This window comes from Reichenbachiella sp. (genome assembly GCF_965223055.1).
Taxonomy (GTDB): domain Bacteria; phylum Bacteroidota; class Bacteroidia; order Cytophagales; family Cyclobacteriaceae; genus Reichenbachiella.
In genome coordinates this window covers 182,107-199,995 of sequence record NZ_CBDCVM010000005.1, presented here as the reverse complement: position 1 = coordinate 199,995, position 17,889 = coordinate 182,107, and the positions used below count along the sequence as shown (strand labels likewise).

At 39.7% G+C, this 17,889-nt stretch carries 14 protein-coding genes; 8 read left to right on the top strand and 6 right to left on the bottom strand.

What is annotated here, in order from left to right; genetic code table 11:
• Positions 1-33: 33 nt before the first annotated feature.
• The 3 genes from ACOQO5_RS03885 to ACOQO5_RS03875 are packed head-to-tail and all read right to left on the bottom strand — an operon-like array spanning position 34 to position 1,671.
• Entirely contained in the window at positions 34-900 is an 867-nt protein-coding gene (locus tag ACOQO5_RS03885) for a helix-turn-helix domain-containing protein (RefSeq protein WP_420580369.1), read from the bottom strand.
• Positions 901-940: 40 nt separating this feature from the next.
• Positions 941-1,246, bottom strand: coding sequence for a DUF1330 domain-containing protein (locus ACOQO5_RS03880; RefSeq protein WP_420580368.1), 306 nt, complete (start codon positions 1,244-1,246; stop codon positions 941-943).
• 2 nt (positions 1,247-1,248) lie between these two features.
• The gene (locus ACOQO5_RS03875; RefSeq protein WP_420580367.1) at positions 1,249-1,671 is read right to left on the bottom strand and encodes an SRPBCC family protein; all 423 of its coding nucleotides are present in this window, start codon (positions 1,669-1,671) and stop codon (positions 1,249-1,251) included.
• Positions 1,672-1,775: 104 nt separating this feature from the next.
• Between ACOQO5_RS03875 and ACOQO5_RS03870 the strand changes: the two genes are divergently transcribed.
• Entirely contained in the window at positions 1,776-2,705 is a 930-nt protein-coding gene (locus tag ACOQO5_RS03870; protein ID WP_420580366.1) for a polysaccharide deacetylase family protein, read from the top strand.
• A gap of 108 nt (positions 2,706-2,813) precedes the next feature.
• Complete coding sequence (locus ACOQO5_RS03865; protein ID WP_420580365.1) at positions 2,814-6,158, top strand: amidohydrolase family protein; 3,345 nt, start codon at positions 2,814-2,816, stop codon at positions 6,156-6,158.
• A gap of 270 nt (positions 6,159-6,428) precedes the next feature.
• On the opposite strand, the gene ACOQO5_RS03860 is transcribed toward ACOQO5_RS03865, so the two are convergent.
• Positions 6,429-7,913: a 7TM diverse intracellular signaling domain-containing protein gene (locus ACOQO5_RS03860; protein ID WP_420580364.1), complete on the bottom strand. Its 1,485-nt coding sequence runs from the start codon at positions 7,911-7,913 to the stop codon at positions 6,429-6,431.
• Between the two features lie 241 nt (positions 7,914-8,154).
• Here ACOQO5_RS03860 and ACOQO5_RS03855 point away from each other — a divergent pair, with 241 nt between their 5' ends.
• On the top strand, positions 8,155-10,002 hold the full coding sequence (locus ACOQO5_RS03855) for an HPP family protein (protein WP_420580363.1): 1,848 nt from the start codon (positions 8,155-8,157) through the stop codon (positions 10,000-10,002).
• Positions 9,995-11,194: a succinylglutamate desuccinylase/aspartoacylase family protein gene (locus ACOQO5_RS03850; RefSeq protein ID WP_420580362.1), complete on the top strand. Its 1,200-nt coding sequence runs from the start codon at positions 9,995-9,997 to the stop codon at positions 11,192-11,194. Before ACOQO5_RS03855 ends, ACOQO5_RS03850 begins: the two co-directional genes overlap by 8 nt.
• Positions 11,195-11,238: 44 nt before the next feature.
• Here ACOQO5_RS03850 and ACOQO5_RS03845 read toward each other — a convergent pair whose 3' ends face one another.
• Positions 11,239-11,604, bottom strand: a complete 366-nt coding sequence (locus tag ACOQO5_RS03845) for a hypothetical protein (protein ID WP_420580361.1) — start codon at positions 11,602-11,604, stop codon at positions 11,239-11,241.
• A gap of 191 nt (positions 11,605-11,795) precedes the next feature.
• Here ACOQO5_RS03845 and ACOQO5_RS03840 point away from each other — a divergent pair, with 191 nt between their 5' ends.
• The 4 genes from ACOQO5_RS03840 to ACOQO5_RS03825 all read left to right on the top strand — a co-directional run bounded on the left by ACOQO5_RS03840 (position 11,796) and on the right by ACOQO5_RS03825 (position 16,924).
• Positions 11,796-13,685, top strand: a complete 1,890-nt coding sequence (locus tag ACOQO5_RS03840; RefSeq protein ID WP_420580360.1) for a DUF4153 domain-containing protein — start codon at positions 11,796-11,798, stop codon at positions 13,683-13,685.
• 881 nt (positions 13,686-14,566) lie between these two features.
• Positions 14,567-15,403, top strand: a complete 837-nt coding sequence (locus ACOQO5_RS03835; protein WP_420580359.1) for a hypothetical protein — start codon at positions 14,567-14,569, stop codon at positions 15,401-15,403.
• A gap of 253 nt (positions 15,404-15,656) precedes the next feature.
• The gene (locus tag ACOQO5_RS03830; RefSeq protein ID WP_420580358.1) at positions 15,657-16,097 is read left to right on the top strand and encodes a hypothetical protein; all 441 of its coding nucleotides are present in this window, start codon (positions 15,657-15,659) and stop codon (positions 16,095-16,097) included.
• 194 nt (positions 16,098-16,291) lie between these two features.
• Positions 16,292-16,924: a hypothetical protein gene (locus ACOQO5_RS03825; protein ID WP_420580357.1), complete on the top strand. Its 633-nt coding sequence runs from the start codon at positions 16,292-16,294 to the stop codon at positions 16,922-16,924.
• Between the two features lie 371 nt (positions 16,925-17,295).
• Here ACOQO5_RS03825 and ACOQO5_RS03820 read toward each other — a convergent pair whose 3' ends face one another.
• Positions 17,296-17,886, bottom strand: coding sequence for a precorrin-2 dehydrogenase/sirohydrochlorin ferrochelatase family protein (locus ACOQO5_RS03820; protein ID WP_420580356.1), 591 nt, complete (start codon positions 17,884-17,886; stop codon positions 17,296-17,298).
• Positions 17,887-17,889: the final 3 nt, after the last annotated feature.

The window sequence follows — 17,889 nt, the reverse complement described above, 5'->3', positions numbered from 1 at the left end:
GAAAAAGGCAGAAGGCCTGACCTGCGGGTTTTTTTAATTATAATTTAACCTTTGTTTCATTTCATTTCGATAGTCGGTTGGAGATTGTCCAAAGAATTGCCTGAAACTATTGGAGAAAAGAGCTACATCGCTGAACGCGCAAGTGTAGGCAATTTCCGAAATTGAAAGATGCTGGTCTTTCAATAGGTCTGATGCCTTACTCAATCTCTGCTCTTTGATGTATTTGGCAGGGCTTTCTTTAAATATTTCTTTGAACCTCCGTTTGAAACTAGACAAACTCATACCACAAATAGTGGCCAGCCCGTCAAGGCTCAAGGGTTCGAATAAATGTGCTTCAATAATTGATTTGAAAGAATATTGCTGAGGAGAAAACAGACTGGACAATATTTGGTGAAGCTTATCCGACTCTGGCGTATTTTCTAACAGTAGCAACAATTCTTTTAGCTTTAATGCCATCAGCTCTTCATTTACCAATTGAGGATTAGAGAAATAATACAACAGACTATCAAAAAACTTTTCGAACAACTCATCTGGTTCGATTTTCTTGGCCGGATTTACTGGCGTACCGATGTTTTTAGATGTTAGAAAACTCGGCAAATCATGTCCATAAATTTTAGATAAGACTTCCGGATGAAAGTGAACGGCGATCGCTTCATATATGGTATCTTCCTGGTCTCCTTCCATTTTGTGGAAGAAGCTACCACATTTCATCAAAATTCCTTCACTTGCTTTTGCAGTGACTTGATTAGTTTCTGAATAAGCTATACCCACGCCTTTTCGGACGAATAAAAAGCAAGCTTCATCCGGCATAGGGTTTGGCTGAGAAAAAGGTGTTTGCAAGACTGCTCTCACAAACACCTCCTTACCAAAAAGTTCAAAAGTATGATGTTCTAATATCATTCGTTAAGGCTAGGTGCTAAAGATATAAATCTAATCTTAACTATTTCGCTGCAGGTTTAGAGATATAAGCATTCAAGAAAGAAAATCCTTTTTCCCTATCAGGAATAAGCTGCTGATATGCTTCAGATTCAAAAACAGCATCGAATGATTTTTGATTTGGAAACTCTATGGCCGCTGTCATTTGAATATTCAGTTTTCCTATGAATTGTTTTTCCAATGGGTATTTGTACAATGGTTTTGCACCAACAGATTTAAACATTTCATTGGCTTGTGTCATGTAGTGATTGGCCGCCTCTTTTTCTAAGGGGTTGATCGTTGCCAATACAACCAATATTACTTTCTCCATCACTAAGCAGCTTTTTGGTTGATTAATGAATCTATGCCAGATAGCCCCATCCCTCCGAGCATTTCAAAAGTATTTTTAGCTACTTCTTCATTTTCTGGAAGTACTTCGAAATTCCAATGCCAAGTGATGAGTGCCTTTCCATCAGAAGCTTGACTTACTTCCATTGTACCAAAAATATTCTCAACAGGAATCATGTGCTGGCTCGGGATAGCGTATTCCAACACTTTTGAATGATGATCTACCTTGAGTATGTCTTCCTCGAATGTACCGTCTTCTGTAGTACAGAATCGTTTGCCCCCATCGATGCGGCAAGCCGTAATCGGCCCCAGCCATTTTTCAACTCCTGAAACGGCTCCAATTACCTCCCATGCTTGATTAGGAGAAGCATTAATTATTTGTTCTACTTTGAAACTTGATTTTTTCATGACTATATATTTTGTTTCTCCAAAACTCTTAAAGTCATGTAAAAGTGAGTTTTGGAAAAAGACCAAAGGTTTGTGAAATTGGGTCAAATTAAGTTTTGATATATATGAAATACTGGAGTTTCTCCTTCTTGCTAATTATCGTTTCGGTATATAGCGCGAATCTTTCTGCGCAACATAAGAAGGTAAATGTGTCCGTGGATGATTTGACTGTAGTGAGCTATGGAATCATGGATACTGCATTCACCTATGAAATTACCCGAGACTTAATTGCGACCTTTGAGAGATTTGATATTCCAGCCATTGGTTTTGTCAATGAAAGCAAAGTGTATACTAACGATACCGTGGATGTCTCAAAGGTGAAACATCTGGAAATGTGGGCCAGCAGTGGTTATGATCTTGGGAATCATACCTTTGCTCATTTGAGTTATCACAAATCACCATTCGATGAATATTCAGCTGGAATTTTGAAAGGAGAGTTGATCACAAGACCTCTTTTGGAGCAATATGGAAAGGAACTAAAATATTTCAGGCACCCTTACTTACAGGTAGGCTTGACTCAATCGGCCTATGATTCTTTGAATCAATTTTTGGCTGAACACGGTTATGTGGTGGCTCCCGTCAGCATAGACAATTCGGATTGGCGATTTGCCAAGGCATATAGCGATGCTTTTAAGAAAGATGATAGGGCATTGATGGAAAAGATTGGTGAGGCCTACGTAGACTATATGGAACAAGTACTTATCTACTATGAAAAGCAATCTATGGACCTATTTGGTCGGGTCATTGCTCAGACTTTGCTGACCCATGCCAGCTATCTCAATGCACAATACCTGGATAAGGTTATGCAAAAGTATGTGGAACATGGATATTCTTTTATTTCTCAAGAGGAGGCTTTGAAAGACCCGGCTTACCAGACTGAAGTTACCTATTTTGATAACTGGGGTATATCTTGGATCGATCGATGGAATTTGAGTAAAGGAAAATCGAGGGATATTTTTAAGGATGAGCCAAAAGTACCGGAATTCATAGAGTAAAAAGCCTGATATTCCATACAGCAAATCATTTTAAAAAATCACCGTTCATAACAACCAATTTGGAGGTCGAGATATAAAAGGGCATTTTTATAGAAACTAAAACTCTCAATGATGTTTCTAAAAACCACTTTTCTTGGCACATTCATTTTGTGCCTGACTCTAAACTTACATGCTTATACTTTCCAATCGGATACGATAAAGTCTGACACTGTAAAAAAAGCGACTAAGGAATTACCCTTAGAACCCACTCGAAAAATTGAATTTACTACTAATCAAGGGACTTGGTTGTCATTGGATGTAAGCCCTGATGGACAAACCATTGTTTTTGATATGCTCGGAGATTTGTATCTAATGCCTATCTCTGGAGGTAAAGCAGATACACTTACTTCAGGTATGCCTTATGATACTCATCCAAGATTTAGTCCTGATGGGAAATCAGTAGCTTTTATTTCTGATAAAAGCGGAAGTGAAAACTTGTGGCGCATCGACCTGGAATCTAGAGAACAAAAACAAATTACAAAAGGAAGTAGCAACAGTATGCAGTCAACCGATTGGACTCCTGATGGTAACTATTTGATCGTGTCTAAAGGGGGTGCTTTGGCCTTGCGACAAACCAAACTATGGATGTACCACAAAGACGGAGGAGGCGGAGTTCAACTCATTGAAGATCCTAAGGAAATGAAAACAGTTGAGCCAGCTGTATCTCCAGACGGAAGATATATTTGGTATTCTCAAAGACATAGAGGTTGGCATTATAATGCACAATTGCCTCAGTATCAATTGGTCGTTTATGATCGAGAAACGGGAGAGTCAGAAGTGATAACGGATAGGTATGGCTCGGCATTCACTCCCACCATATCACCTAATGGGAAGTGGTTAGTTTATGGCACTCGATTTGAAACTAAAACTGGTTTGATTCTAAGAGAATTAAAAAGTGGAGAAGAACGGTGGTTGGCTTATCCAGTGCAGAGAGATGAACAAGAATCTATTGCCACAATGGATGTATTGCCTGGTATGTCATTTACACCAGATAATCAATATTTGGTTACTTCATATGGTGGGAAAATTTACAAAGTTCCTGTTGCTGGAGGAGAAGCCATTGAAATTCCTTTTTCTGTTGACGTTCAACTCGATCTAGGTCCAGAATTGGATTTTGACTATCCTGTTTCTGATGAACCACAGTTTGTAGCTAGACAAATAAGAGATGCAAAATTATCACCTGATGGGTCTAAGTTGGCATTTACAGTATTGGATAAATTGTACGTGATGGATTACCCATCGGGTACACCAAAAAGACTAACGAAGTCAACTGATTCAGAAGGGTATCCTGCTTGGTCTCCGGATAACAAATGGGTGGCCTACACCTCTTGGAAAAAAGGAGGAGGGAGTGTGAATAAAGTTAATGTAACAGGCAAGCCTAAGCCAATAAAGCTGACAACCTTACCCGCGGTATATATGGAGCCAGCATGGTCTAAATCTAACCGTATCGTTTTTATTCAAGGTGCAGCGCAGAAATTTGATGATGCCTATAGTCCTTTCCATATAGGTATTGATGCCGAAATAGCCTGGGTTTCAGCAAGTGGGGGAAAAACAACTGTGATTGATCGAACAAAAGGGCGATTCACACCTCACTTTACCAATGTGAATGACAGAATATACTTCACCAATTATGAAAAGGGATTAGTGTCCATTAGATGGGATGGCTCTGATGCCAAAGAGCATCTAAAGGTGAAAGGAATCACCACTTTCGGTGCAAAAGATCCTTCGAAAGCCGAAATGATTCGTTTGTCACCGAATGGTGAGGAGGCTTTGGTGCAAATCAACAATGATATTTATGTAGTAACAGTTCCATACAAAGGAGGAAAAACGGTGGAAATTTCGGTGGCAAAGCCAGAAGACGCAGAATTTCCTGCAAGACAAGTGACCAGTATGGGCGGACATTTTGCTACATGGAATGCCAATGGGAAGAATGTGCATTTCACATTAGGAAACGCCTTTTTCGATTATGATATACCAGAGGCTATAGTTTTTGCGGATAGTTTGAAAAAAGCAAAAAAGGCCGAAGCAAAAGAAAAGAAAGACGAAAAGAAAGAAGGTGATAAAGAGGAAAAAAAGGGCAAAGAAAAAGACAAGGAAGACCCTCAATATGAAGCCTCAGAAGTTCGGGTGAAAGTAATGATTGATCGAGATATTCCTAAAGGTTCAGTCTTGCTACAAAATGCAAGAATCATCACCATGAAAGGGGATGAAATCATAGAAAAGGGCGATATTCTTATTACAAATAATAGAATAACGTCTATAGGAGAATCTGGATCGCTCGCCGTTTCGTCAGGTACGAAGACAATGGATCTAGAAGGAAAGACAATTGCTCCTGGATTTGTTGACACACATGCGCACATGTGGCCAGAGTGGGGCATTCACAAAGCGCAAGTATGGATGTATGCGGCCAATTTAGCATATGGAGTAACTACCACAAGAGATCCACAAACTGGGTCAGATGATGTCCTGACATACGCCGACCATGTAAGAGCCAATAATATGGTTGGACCAAGAATATATTCTACCGGACCGGGCGTAGGCTTTTGGGCCAATAACATACAAAGCCTGGCACATGCCAGAAAAGTATTGAAACAGTATAGCGAATATTATGACACCAAGACGATCAAGATGTACATCACCGGCAATCGTCAACAACGCCAGTGGATCATTCAAGCCGCCAAAGAGCAGAAACTAATGCCTACGACAGAGGGAGCATTAGATATGAAATTAGATTTGACGCAAATCACGGATGGTTTTCCTGGACATGAACATAGTTTCCCAATTTATCCATTATACAATGATGTCATTCAATTTGTAGCCAAAGCCGGTACCACCTATACACCTACTTTATTGGTAGCATACGGAGGGCCTTGGGCAGAGGAATATTTCTATGCCACTGAGGATGTGCTTAATGATGAGAAATTGCAAAGATTCAGTGCGCAAGAAGAACTAGATCAAAAATCAAGAAGAAGAGGTGCTTGGTTTGTTAAAGAAGAGCACATCTTCGAACGGCATGCCGAGTTTGTGAAAGATTTAGATGCTGCAGGTGGACATCCGGCGGTAGGAAGTCATGGACAGTTGCAGGGGCTGGGTTATCACTGGGAACTTTGGGCGATGCAAAGTGGAGGTATTTCAGCGCATGATGCGCTGAAAGCGGCCACCATTCAAGGAGCCAGAGGCATAGGTCTAGACAATGACCTGGGATCTTTAGAGCCGGGAAAATTAGCCGACCTGGTTATTTTTGATAAAAACCCGCTGGATGATATTAGAAATACCAATACGATTTATCAGGTAATGAAAAACGGCAGGTTATACACGGGTGATGAGCTGGACCAGGTTTATCCTGACGCTAAAAAGCTGGATCGATCGATATGGGAAATTGAGAAGCCAGTAAACGTGCCAGGCATGAAGTAATATAAGAAGACTCTTTGCAAGAAATAAAGACTATTTCTTGCAAAGAGTCAAATGTAATTTTTCATAACAAGTTAAATTTCTCCATACTGGAGACTTTTGAACGTTTCTATTCTTCAAGTTGTGGTTATTTCTTTGTGTCTTCATCTCTTTCTGATTTACGTCAATTAATTAACAGAGTGACATGTTTTGCACAATTAGTGAGCAAAACAGATACTGTTATGCATAAGACGAAATTCACTTGGCTAAAAAGACATTGAAAGGAAAAAAATTTTACTCCTTTTTTCTTTTGAGTTCTTTATAGATGCTTTGTTTAACCTCTTCAAAATCCTCTTGATATTCATCTAAATACCCTCCTTCTTCTAGCATGGCTGATATTCTTTTAGAGATATCGTCCATCTCAATGGTTGAGTCTTCTACCAGAGATACATACCTTTCATTTTCCTTCTTCGACAAAGGGGATTTTAGAAGGTTGATTAATCCTAATATTCTTGATAATGGAGCTCGGAGCAAATGCGAGTTCATAAATGATTGTTTGGCCAATAGACGGTTTTGTTCAGTGATGTAGTTGACGTGCTCAACCTCGAGGGCGATTTTTTCTAGCTGAAGAATTTTCATTCGGCCTCCAATGGCAAAAGCAAATAATACTGCTTCGACCGCAAAACCATAGTAAAAGGACTGCTCTACAAAATTGGTATAGGCAATCAAACCATTGACGGATAAAATAAATAGAATCATACTAGATAGTGCAAACAACCATCCGATGACATAAAATCTTGCGTTTTGTTGTCCCCTGACCCAAGCGTAGATACCTGCAGCCCATAAACTCAAATAGAATAAAAAGGACGTAATAGAAAGGATAATAGATATGGTACCGAAAAGAAGCATGCTTGTAGCATCTAAAATTGGGATGACAACAACAAGGATGGACGACAAAAAGACGATCAAATAGAAAAAGCGGACAGAAGTTCTCCGTAGATCAAGATAATAAATAGTAAAAAAAGCAGCAGTCAGATAACCAATACTTGTCCACAAAGTATAAAATGGCATGCCTTGCCACATCCATTTGGCACTAAACAATACATAACCACCATGAAACGGAATGGCGAATGAAATGAAAAGAACATAGAGTAAATAGGGAATGAAAACCAGGTCTCGAGTAGAAATGAGCAGAAATAGGTTGTAAACAAAAATACAAAGCATGATAGCCATGAATGCAATAGGGATCATCTGTTTTTGGATCAGGTAGCTAGTCATGGAGGTCAGATTGCCTACTTTCAGTGCATAGTTTTTGTGCCTCCTTCCCGCAATTCGAAGAAGAATTTGTCCATCATAATTTTGCGGTAGCGCTAATCCAAGCGTTCGAAACGGCAGCACTCCTTCCTGATTCTGCCCTTCTAAGTGATCGTATGAAAGCTGTCTTTCAAATCGACCTGATTCGCTTTGAGCATACAGTTCTACTTCCCATGCTGTTGATTCATTACCTGGGCTTATGTATTTATCCTCTTGTATCGTGTTGACATAGCATGAAAACCACACCACCGAATCCATGATACTAAAGTTGATTGGTTTTTTGAATGTGTTTTGAAAATGGCCTTTTTGAAATGAGCTAGTCACTTCAATGATAGTGGCTTTCCCGGTTGGGTCTACCAGATAATATGATTCCGTGATGGACACTGACGACGTTTCTTTTGCATCAGTCAGTGGAACATTTGCAATGTTCAGCCAAAAAAGAATGAAGTAAATGTAATTTCTCAATATGGTCGTATCAGTAGGCTGTAAAATACGAGATAAAAAGTTTATTGATTTGAATTGTTCGGATTAAGTCTGAACGAATCACATATTTTTTATCCTACGAGCGACATGATCAAAATCATAAATTACTCCGATCAAGGTCTGTTTTTATTGGACGTTACACCTTCGATTTGTCTGTAAATTGAGAATGGCCAAATTTGGCAGCTTGAGGAGCAAGGACGGCCTATCATAGCCATATGGTGACATGAAAAACAATGAAACCCGCTCAAATTTTATTAAACATCTATTAAGCGATATTGAAGCGCTTGAATCTATGATTAATCAGGGGCTGATCGAGGATGATATTGTCAGAATCGGTGCAGAACAGGAATTTTGTTTGGTTACGGATCAGTGGCGGCCTTCGAAGCTTTCTCACAAAGTGCTTGAAACGATTGATGATAATCACTTCACCTTTGAACTGGCCAGATACAACTTGGAAATTAATCTTGATCCCGTGGAGCTAAAAGCTGACTGCTTTATTCAAACGGAAGAACAACTTAGATCATATTTGGAGAAAGCGGAAGCAGGAGCCAGAACTCATAATAATTCGATTTTACTCACAGGAATTCTTCCCACCATCGGAAAGAAGGAATTAGGGTATGATTACATGACTCCTACACCCAGGTATCATAGCCTGAATAGAATAGCCAAAGAATTAAGAGGAGGAGATTTTGAATTGCACCTTAGTGGTGTAGATGAATTGTCAATTCATCACGACTCGGTACTCTTTGAGGCTTGTAATACCAGTTTTCAAATGCATCTGCAAATTCCGTCCACAGATTTCATTTCGAGCTACAATTGGGCACAAGCCATATCCGGACCGGTGCTTAGCGTTTGTACTAATTCTCCTATGCTCCTTGGCAGAGAACTGTGGAGTGAAACTCGAATTGCGCTTTTTAAGCAAAGTATTGATACTAGGGGAGCATCCAGGGCATTAAGAGATCGGCAAGCCAGAGTGACGATCGGGAATCAATGGGCGAGTGGCTCGGCTGCTGATATTTTTAAAAACGACGTGGCTTTGTACAATGTGATAATGACCAAAGAAATTGAAGAAAATGCGTTGGAAGTATTGAGTCAAGGAAGAATCCCCAAACTCCAGGCATTATGTCTACACAATGGTACAATATACAGATGGAACCGAGCGTGTTATGGTGTAGGAGGAGGAAAGCCGCACCTGAGAATAGAAAACCGATATATCCCTGCTGGCCCAACCGTATTAGACCAAATGGCAAATTTTGCTTTTTGGGTAGGATTGATGAAAGGGAGGCCTACACAATATGATGACATGCTTTCACAAATGGATTATCGCGATGCAAAAGCCAACTTCATCAAAGCAGCAAGAACAGGTAAAGATTCGACCATGCACTGGAATGGAAATCAAATACCCGTTCCAGAGTTGCTTGAAAAAGAATTACTACCCATGGCCTATGCGGGATTAGAAAAAACGGGAATAAATAAAGGAGATATCGAAAGATTGCTGACCATCATTGGGGCTCGTGCTCACGGTCAAACAGCATCCAAATGGATGGTAAAAAATTATAGAGGCTTGAGAAAATCACTTAAACAAGATGACGCATTATTGGCATTGACCCAAGGCATTTATAAAAATCAAATGGGAAAGGCAGAACCTGTTCATCAATGGCCCATGATTAAACCAGATGTCAATAAATTGAGCACGGCACATTTAGTTAGACATATTATGTCTACTCGCTTGTATATAGTCAATGAAAATGATTTGGCTCAATTGGCCACTCATGTGATGGAGTGGAAGGGCATACATCATGTCCCGGTAGAGAATAGTGGAGGAGATCTCTGTGGACTACTGACCTGGACACATATGGAGCACTACAAAGAAATGCAGGCGGTGGATGATGAATTATTGGTGGCTGATATTATGACAAAGGATGTCATCACTGTGCATCCGGAAACAGAAATATCCAAAGCTATAGTGTTGATGAAAAAGCTGGAATATGGCTGTTTGCCTGTGGTTGAAAACAAGCACCTGGTGGGTATTATCACCATCAAAGATGTAATACCTTTTGACCATGATTGAAGTTTATAGTAAAACACTAGACAAGGCAATAAAAATAGATCGAATCATAGGTCATATCAAAGGGAGTAATCCCGGTCCTACCGTAGTATTTTTTGGTGGCATTCATGGTAATGAAAACTCGGGCGTATTTGCTTTATATCAGATGATAAGCGAACTCCAGGAAAAAAAAGAATTCATCCATGGAAGCATTTATGCCATTGCTGGAAACATGAAAGCCTTGGAGAACGGTGCAAGGTATTGCTCAGAAGATCTCAACCGCCTCTGGTCTGAAGATCAAGTGAAAAATTTGGAGAATGGGCAAGTGGAAAATTTGCAAGACGAAAAATTAGAACAACAGGAATTGTTTCAATTAGTCAAAAGAATTATTAGTAAAGAGTCTGGTCCATTCTATTTCATGGATTTGCATACCACCTCGAGCGAAACCATCCCGTTTATTGTTGTTAATGATAGCCTCTTGAACAGAAAATTTACCGAACAGTTGCCAGTCCCTATGATATTGGGCATTGAGGAGTTTTTGGATGGCCCAATTTTAAGTTACATCAATGAATTAGGTTACGTGTCATTTGGTTATGAAGCAGGACAGCATGATGACTTTGCTTCTTATCAAAACCAAACAGCCTTTATCTATTTGTGTTTGACTTATGCTGAATGTATTGATCGCAAAGAGATAGATTACTTTCACTATTACGAACAGCTGGCAAAACACTCGGCTACCTCTAAAGACATTTTTGAGATTGTCTTCAGGTTTAGAATTCATCAAGGAGACACATTTGAGATGCGGCCTGGTTTTGTGAATTTTCAGCGAGTGAAGAAAAATCATGAGTTAGCACTTAGAAATGGGAGAAAGGTTTTGGCAAAGTACGACGGTAGGGTATTTATGCCACTTTACCAAAGTCAAGGAAATGAAGGGTTTTTTGAGATCCGGAAAGTGCATCCTTTCTTTCTCAAGTTATCTGCTGTTTTGCGAAAAACGAAAATTGGTCATATTCTGCCATATCTACCAGGCATTCGTTGGCAATCAGCCGATCACAAGGCCATGGTGGTAAACCTAAAAGTTGCCCAATTACTAGCGAAGCCAATGCTTCATTTATTAGGCTATAGAAGTAAACAAGTAGATAAGAATCGTCTTGTGATTAAAAACCGAGAGGCCGCATCCCGAACGAGAGATTACACTGCAAACTGGAATAGTTAAAAAAGTAGTATACAGCTTAGGCTTGTCAATCGTTGTATAAATGTCTACTCAAATTTCACCAACCAATCGAGAGCTTCATCTCTTGAATCAAATGCTGATACATTGGTAGCACCTGTGGCTCTATTGTAGCCATTGAAGAGAATTTTTTTGATGCCATTAATTCCGAGAACAGCTGAACATTTCATATGTTCTTTGAACACAGTATTCCCCAATTCTTTCAATCGGTTCATGTAGGCAATACCACCAGAAACCCCTTCATAACTTACCAGCAGTAAAGTGGGTTCTGGAGTTTTTGCAATTTCAACTGCTACTTCTTCTAAAAGAGCCAATTGCTGATCAGATTGTTTACATGCGCTATAATCGGCATACATGATCGCCTTGCCTTCATGCGTGATGTGTTGGATAGACATTATTAGTGGTTTGTTCCTCGAATAAACCTAGTGGATTATCTGCTGGCATCAAAAAAGGAAATAAAGAAATACTAAACTTTCGGTTAATTTTAGTTAGCGCACACCTTACTTCTATTTTTCTTCAATCATTCTCTCAGAATAATTTGGATAGCAGTATCTTTTCATTTCTGATACCTCAAAAAAAGATAGCTATGCACCTGCCTTCAATCAATTACTTGCTCAGTTCAGCTAGAGAATCTCTGAGGAGATTTCCGCTTACATTATTAAGCGCCCTATGTGGGGTTTGCTTGGCCATATATATGGTAGAGTTTGAAGATACGATCACCAACTATTTTCCTTATATCAACAGCTTGATCACTTTTGCATTAGGTATTCCATTATTTTTCTGCGTCACCATCATCAGTTCTAAAAAGGACTTTGGCACCAATTCAAGAATTGGTTCATATGTTGTGGCTACACTTGTATTAGTAGCCATTTTTACAACGTTGCCTGATGCCGAAAACACGCACAATACTGCTATTCCATACATTAGATATGGGATATTCAATATCATTGTTCATTTGCTGGTTTCGTTTAGTCCTTATCTCAGTGGCCAACAATTGAATGGATTTTGGAACTTCAACAAGACACTTTTTATTCGTATCCTGACCTCGATCTTGTATTCAGGCTTTCTGTATGTGGGGTTAATCTTGGCATTGTCTGCGCTTCATTTGCTGTTTGATATTGATATCAAAGATGAGCTATACTTTGAATTGTGGATTGTCATTATTGGCCTTTTTAATACCTGGTTTTTTCTTTCTGGCATTCCGGAAGACATCGAGGAGCTTGAGTCCAATCATGATTACCCAAATAGCCTCAAAATATTTGCGCAGTATGTTTTGCTGCCATTGCTCGTATTGTACTTGATTATTCTCTACGCTTATGGAGCTAAAATCACTTTGCTATGGGATTGGCCAAAAGGCATTGTTTCTTATCTGATCTCGTGTGTTTCTGTATTGGGTATACTGACTGTGTTATTGTTTTACCCCTATGGGGAAATGAAGGAAAATGGTTGGATCAAGAAAGCATCGAAAGTATTTTACTTATTGCTCTACCCGCTGATCTTATTACTCTTTTTTGCCATTGGCATGCGTATAGCGGATTATGGACTTACCATCAATCGGTATGTGATTGTCCTACTAGGCATTTGGTTGACGCTGGTAGCCACCTACTTCACCATCGGCAAAACCAACATCAAGTTCATTCCGATGTCGCTTGCCGTTACGTTGGCCTTGATGTCATTCGGCCCATGGGGCATGTTTACAATGAGTGAAAGCAGTCAGGCCAATCGCCTGCATTCAATTTTAGAAAGCAAAAATTTGTTGCAAGATGGAAAGGTGATCAATGAAGTGATTTGGGAAGCCGACAGTTTGCCCGAGTGGTTTTATTCTACGCAAGAAGATACCAATGAAGGTGTACTGTCTGATTCTTTGCACAATGAGGTGTATTCCATTGTCAACTATTTGGACGATTATCATGGATTATCCAGTATCCGTTCTATTTTTCAGCAGGACTTAGACTCACTAATTGTGATTTCTCTGGATTCCAACAAATATCGAAATGAAGCAGATATCTATATGAGATCCCTTGGGTTGAATTATAGTTATAAGTACATAAACAGTACGGATACGTATTTTAGTTATTCCACTGAGACGACTGAGACCATTCGCTTGGATCGGTTTGACTACCTGACCCGCATTTATTTGTATGATTATCGGGGTGAATCTTCGGAGCATAACATTAGCATCGAAGGCACATCATATCAGTTACTTTTCAATGCCGGTGATTCTCTGGGACTCTCTTTTGCCAGCGAAAATGATACTACCGATCTATTCTTGGACCAAAAGGTTCAGGAACTGATAGCCGCTCATGGAAAAGAGTACACGTCAGACCTTGATCCGGCGGGCATGACAATGGAGGCCTTGTCAGGTGAATTTGACATCAAATTTATCATCACTGACATTCAACTTCAGCAAGAAAATGACACGCTAAAGTCCACTTCCCTGAGTGGTGATTTGTTGTTGAAACTAAGAGAAAATTAGATTTACCACTTTCTAGGATTTATTCCTTGATCTGTCTGCTTGGCGGCATTCAATCTCCTCAGCCCTCTTTTCCAAGAGAGAGCTTTCGCGCACCTGTTGCGCGATCTGCCTGATTAGGCAGCAGCTTTCGCAATAACGGATGCCTTAAGTTCTTCCCCCTTAGAAAAAGGGGGTTAGGGGGATTTGATTTTGCCCACAACCCACAGATTTTCTATCTTGCTTGTAGAGGCTTTCAGCAGAGCCTTCCCGCGGCAGTTTGAGAAGTATTTTGTAATTGTATATTGGAAATAAGTGTAACTCGTTACACTTACATAAATGTTGTATTGAATAACTTTCATTTCGTAGTATTGGCCTAAATATTTTTCAGCAGAATCGGAGATGGATTGAATTTAGAAACCAGGGGTAGCCTGGTTTTCAAGTCTTAGCGGTGAGACCGTGCAAGTAGGGACTACTTGTAGACGTGTCGAAACGTCTCAAAGACTTGATGAAGTTAGCCTATTCCAAGGACAATATCCGTTATTAAACGTTTGTAATCGGATAACTGGAAAAGAACTTCAATCCATCGTTTTATTATTTGCTCTGCTGCCTACCCTCAACAGATGATACCGTGCCGTAATCGATCCATTGAGTTTAGTAAAAATATTAGAGGCCTTGCTGGAAGGAGAAATGCAAGTCACTGCGTTTTTTTCTGTCATTACTTATACTGCCGTAACGTAAATTTAAAGCGCTATAGAAACGCAGAAAAAAACTCAACACAACAATCGGTAAATTCAATGATCTTAAGAGGAATTTTCAAGCCAAGGCATATTATGAAAACCCTCTTCGTTTTTCAAAACACCAGATCATATATATTTACCTCAACATTATGGCCAATTCCTCCAATGAGACAGATTTTCCTTTTTATTGCAGTTTTAACCTCGAACCTTCTTGTAGCCCAGAAATCTCCTAATTTTCTACAAGAGGGACTTGACTTCTGTAACACTAACTTATCGGACGAACAAACAACTCAACTTCGGAAGGAGCTGACCAATCTTGAAGATTACTTCTTGACACATGGACTTTTGAACGACAAATCCGGAACCAGCTACCGAGATGTTTACAAGCAAATTACTCAAGAGAACGACCTGATTTTTGAAATCGATACGACCTTTGAACTGCTTGACAACTTGGATTTTCAAGTCTACACCAGTTGCTTTTATAAAGTATTAACCCCTGAACAACTTAATCAACTTACTCCGAGACATCTTGAAGCGACTCAACGCATTTCTAGCAGTTATGATGGTAACATAACACCTAGTTTGGTAGCTCAACGAATACTCGATAACCTTACTGCTGATGATTTTGATCTTGAATATTTCAGGATATCCTCTCTGCTAACATTTTACAGAATTTCTTCGCCAACCCCATCATTGAATTTGGGACTTCCTGATTTCGGACGACTGGACAATCCGAACATCCAAACAATTCATGTGATTTTAAATGCCAACAACCAAATCCTGATTGAAGACAAAACACTTACAATAGAAAGTGCAAAAAAAGCCATTTACGATTATCTATCAGCGGAACCAGAAGCCCGTGGTATTGAGCTAACAGCCTCAAGAGGTGCATCATATGAAGCCTATATCAACGTAACTAATATGTTCAATTCGGTCTATTCCAAGCTGACTTCTGAACTGGGTGAAATTCCTAAGAACATAATCTTCAACGAGCCAAAATAAAAGGCCATAACAGACGCTGATCGGGCATATGTCTAAGTGCTTTCTGGCTGATTTCAGTGCAATTCGACCGTGATATCTGCCGCTGAGAAATGGCAGTGCTTTCTACTTTCGTCTGATCGCAGGAATTTTTCACTTTCAGAACGCAGTGCCATTTGGAACCGTTGTGAGCTTCGGCAGATTTCACTACTTTAGTGCTATTCACTAGCTGCGGACATACGCCCGATAGCTGGTCGTTAGAGATCACAACTTAATTATGGAAAAATCAAATCAGGAAAGAGTAAACAATTTAGATGAAGCATTGAATTACAATATGCTATTAAGTAGTAAAGAGAAAATCAAACAAGGTAGAGTAATATTAATTGCTATTGCCTTGCTTAATATCGTTGCATTGTTTTTTGCAAGTTCATCTGGCTTTACTCTTGACGTTATCATAACTCTTATATACGTTGTTGTTTTTATTGTATTGGCTATTCTAACAACCAAGATGGCTAATAAAGCAATTATTATTGGCCTAAGTATCTATTTGGGAACAATTGTACTTGTGGCCCTCGTTGACTGGTCGACTTTATTTAACGGTTTATTAATTAAGGTACTAATTGTGTCGGGTTTAGTTAAAGCCTATTTGGCGACCAAAGATGTCAAAGAGTTACAACAGAAATTAGCTGAAATTGAGATGAGAAAAAAGGATCTCTAACATTATGCGATCTCTCATATCCAAAGCTGCGTGACCGAATCGACGGTAGAAACACCCTCGCCGATCCGCAATAATCGGCAGCAGTTTGGTTTGGCTCATGCAGTACCGCAGCAGTCTCGACTAACAGGAATTTCAAAAAAATAACTTTTGCAGTTGGAGGCGGTTCGGCTATCTTGGCTGTTTAAACAAGCTCCATGGATACGAGAGATGCATGGGCGTTACATGCAATGATCAATCCTAAAGAACTCATAAATGATATAAGGCGAAAAAACGGAGAAATCCAAATATCCGCGCTCAATCATTATAAGTTCAATTCAAATGCAAATGGGGAAGATGAGAATCTAATTCAACGAACTGAATTAGTAGAAACTCTATTGGAAGATTTTTCTTCTACAGACCTTCGTCTTATTAGATCATTATTTGATGAAGAATTGAAATGTAATAAAGTAATAGGACGTCATGACAATCTCTATCAGTTGTGCTTCTATTTATACGAACTAGGTAATCTTGAAGATGTGTATCGCATATTCAAGGCTAAGTATCAATCGAATGACATGGACACTTCAACTATTCTGGATAGAGAAATGTTATATCTGAATCACCCAGTTCAAGATGTAATTAATTTTGTGGAAGAAGACATTAAGCTGAATGAGAACATTGAATCATCGAGACTTTTGGAGACTTTGAAGGAACTTAAGAAGCGACCTGATTATGGAAGTGTTGAAGAATATAGCATGTTTTTGAGAGGATATTTTTTCGGTCATGAAACTGAATCAAATGGAATTACAAAGGGTTCAAAGAAAGCATGGTGGCAATTTTGGAAGTAAAATGCATGTAACATGGTGTTCCATGAATAACCTTGCGAGCTTTCCGAATCAATGCCAGAATCAGCACCACCGCTCCTCGCGGAATCTCTAGAATACCGATAACGGATTCGTGGAGTCCTTATCATTCCAAATCTAGGCTAATGGCTAAACAAGCTTTTGCGGTTGTGCTCGGATCGGCTATCTTTCTGCTTTAATCAAGCTGTGAGGGCACATCGTCTTACACAGGCGTTAACTTCTTCACCCCTCTGGTATTAGCATCCATTAAGCCCCAAAATCCTTCAACAAATTCTAATCACCTTCGCGGATTTATTCCGTGATCTGTCAGCTTGAAGCAAAGGGTTCGCGGAACAGGTTCGCGAGGGAGAAAAATCTTACTTCTTCAACCAATCCTTCGTAATGCTATTCAGCGTGCGCACTTTGAAGTCGAAGTTGCCGTGTAGTTTCTCTCGAATCTTGCTCATGTTTTGAAGCACCTCGTCGATCGATTCCGGGATGGATTCGTTGAGGTATTCTTTGATGCGCTTGGCTACGGTGGGTGATTTGCCATTGGTTGAGATAGCGATTTTGAGATCGCCCTTTTTCACCACAGAGCCTAGATAGAAATCACATAGCTCCGGTTTGTCGGCCACGTTTACCAAGAGACCCCTAACTTTAGCCATATCCCTGATCAACTCACTGGTGCGTGTATCGTCTATCCCTACGATCACCAATTCTATCTCTTCCAGATCATAAGGTCTGAATTCCCTTTCCATCAGTTTTACATTGGGATGATCTTTCACAAAGTCCCGTACCTCATCACTGATTTCTTTGGCTACCAATCGAACGTTGGTCGCCGGGCTATTGGTGAGCACGGCGGTGAGTTTTTCTAAACCCACGTGGCCACCACCAACAATTAGGAGATGCAATTGCTCCAGTTTGAAAAATACTGGAAATAGATTGTTACCGTTTTTGAGCGACTTCATGGT

Excerpts from the sequence above, each read along its gene's own strand:
- ACOQO5_RS03845 (WP_420580361.1), bottom strand. The coding sequence starts at position 11,604 with ATGTCTATCCAACACATCACGCATGAAGGCAAGGCGATCATGTATGCC.
- ACOQO5_RS03875 (WP_420580367.1), bottom strand. The coding sequence starts at position 1,671 with ATGAAAAAATCAAGTTTCAAAGTAGAACAAATAATTAATGCTTCTCCT.
- ACOQO5_RS03820 (WP_420580356.1), bottom strand. The coding sequence starts at position 17,886 with ATGAAGTCGCTCAAAAACGGTAACAATCTATTTCCAGTATTTTTCAAA.
- ACOQO5_RS03855 (WP_420580363.1), top strand. The coding sequence starts at position 8,155 with ATGAAAAACAATGAAACCCGCTCAAATTTTATTAAACATCTATTAAGC.
- ACOQO5_RS03830 (WP_420580358.1), top strand. The coding sequence starts at position 15,657 with ATGGAAAAATCAAATCAGGAAAGAGTAAACAATTTAGATGAAGCATTG.
- ACOQO5_RS03865 (WP_420580365.1), top strand. The coding sequence starts at position 2,814 with ATGATGTTTCTAAAAACCACTTTTCTTGGCACATTCATTTTGTGCCTG.
- ACOQO5_RS03885 (WP_420580369.1), bottom strand. The coding sequence starts at position 900 with ATGATATTAGAACATCATACTTTTGAACTTTTTGGTAAGGAGGTGTTT.
- ACOQO5_RS03835 (WP_420580359.1), top strand. The coding sequence starts at position 14,567 with ATGAGACAGATTTTCCTTTTTATTGCAGTTTTAACCTCGAACCTTCTT.
- ACOQO5_RS03880 (WP_420580368.1), bottom strand. The coding sequence starts at position 1,246 with ATGGAGAAAGTAATATTGGTTGTATTGGCAACGATCAACCCCTTAGAA.
- ACOQO5_RS03870 (WP_420580366.1), top strand. The coding sequence starts at position 1,776 with ATGAAATACTGGAGTTTCTCCTTCTTGCTAATTATCGTTTCGGTATAT.
- ACOQO5_RS03825 (WP_420580357.1), top strand. The coding sequence starts at position 16,292 with ATGGATACGAGAGATGCATGGGCGTTACATGCAATGATCAATCCTAAA.
- ACOQO5_RS03850 (WP_420580362.1), top strand. The coding sequence starts at position 9,995 with ATGATTGAAGTTTATAGTAAAACACTAGACAAGGCAATAAAAATAGAT.
- ACOQO5_RS03840 (WP_420580360.1), top strand. The coding sequence starts at position 11,796 with ATGCACCTGCCTTCAATCAATTACTTGCTCAGTTCAGCTAGAGAATCT.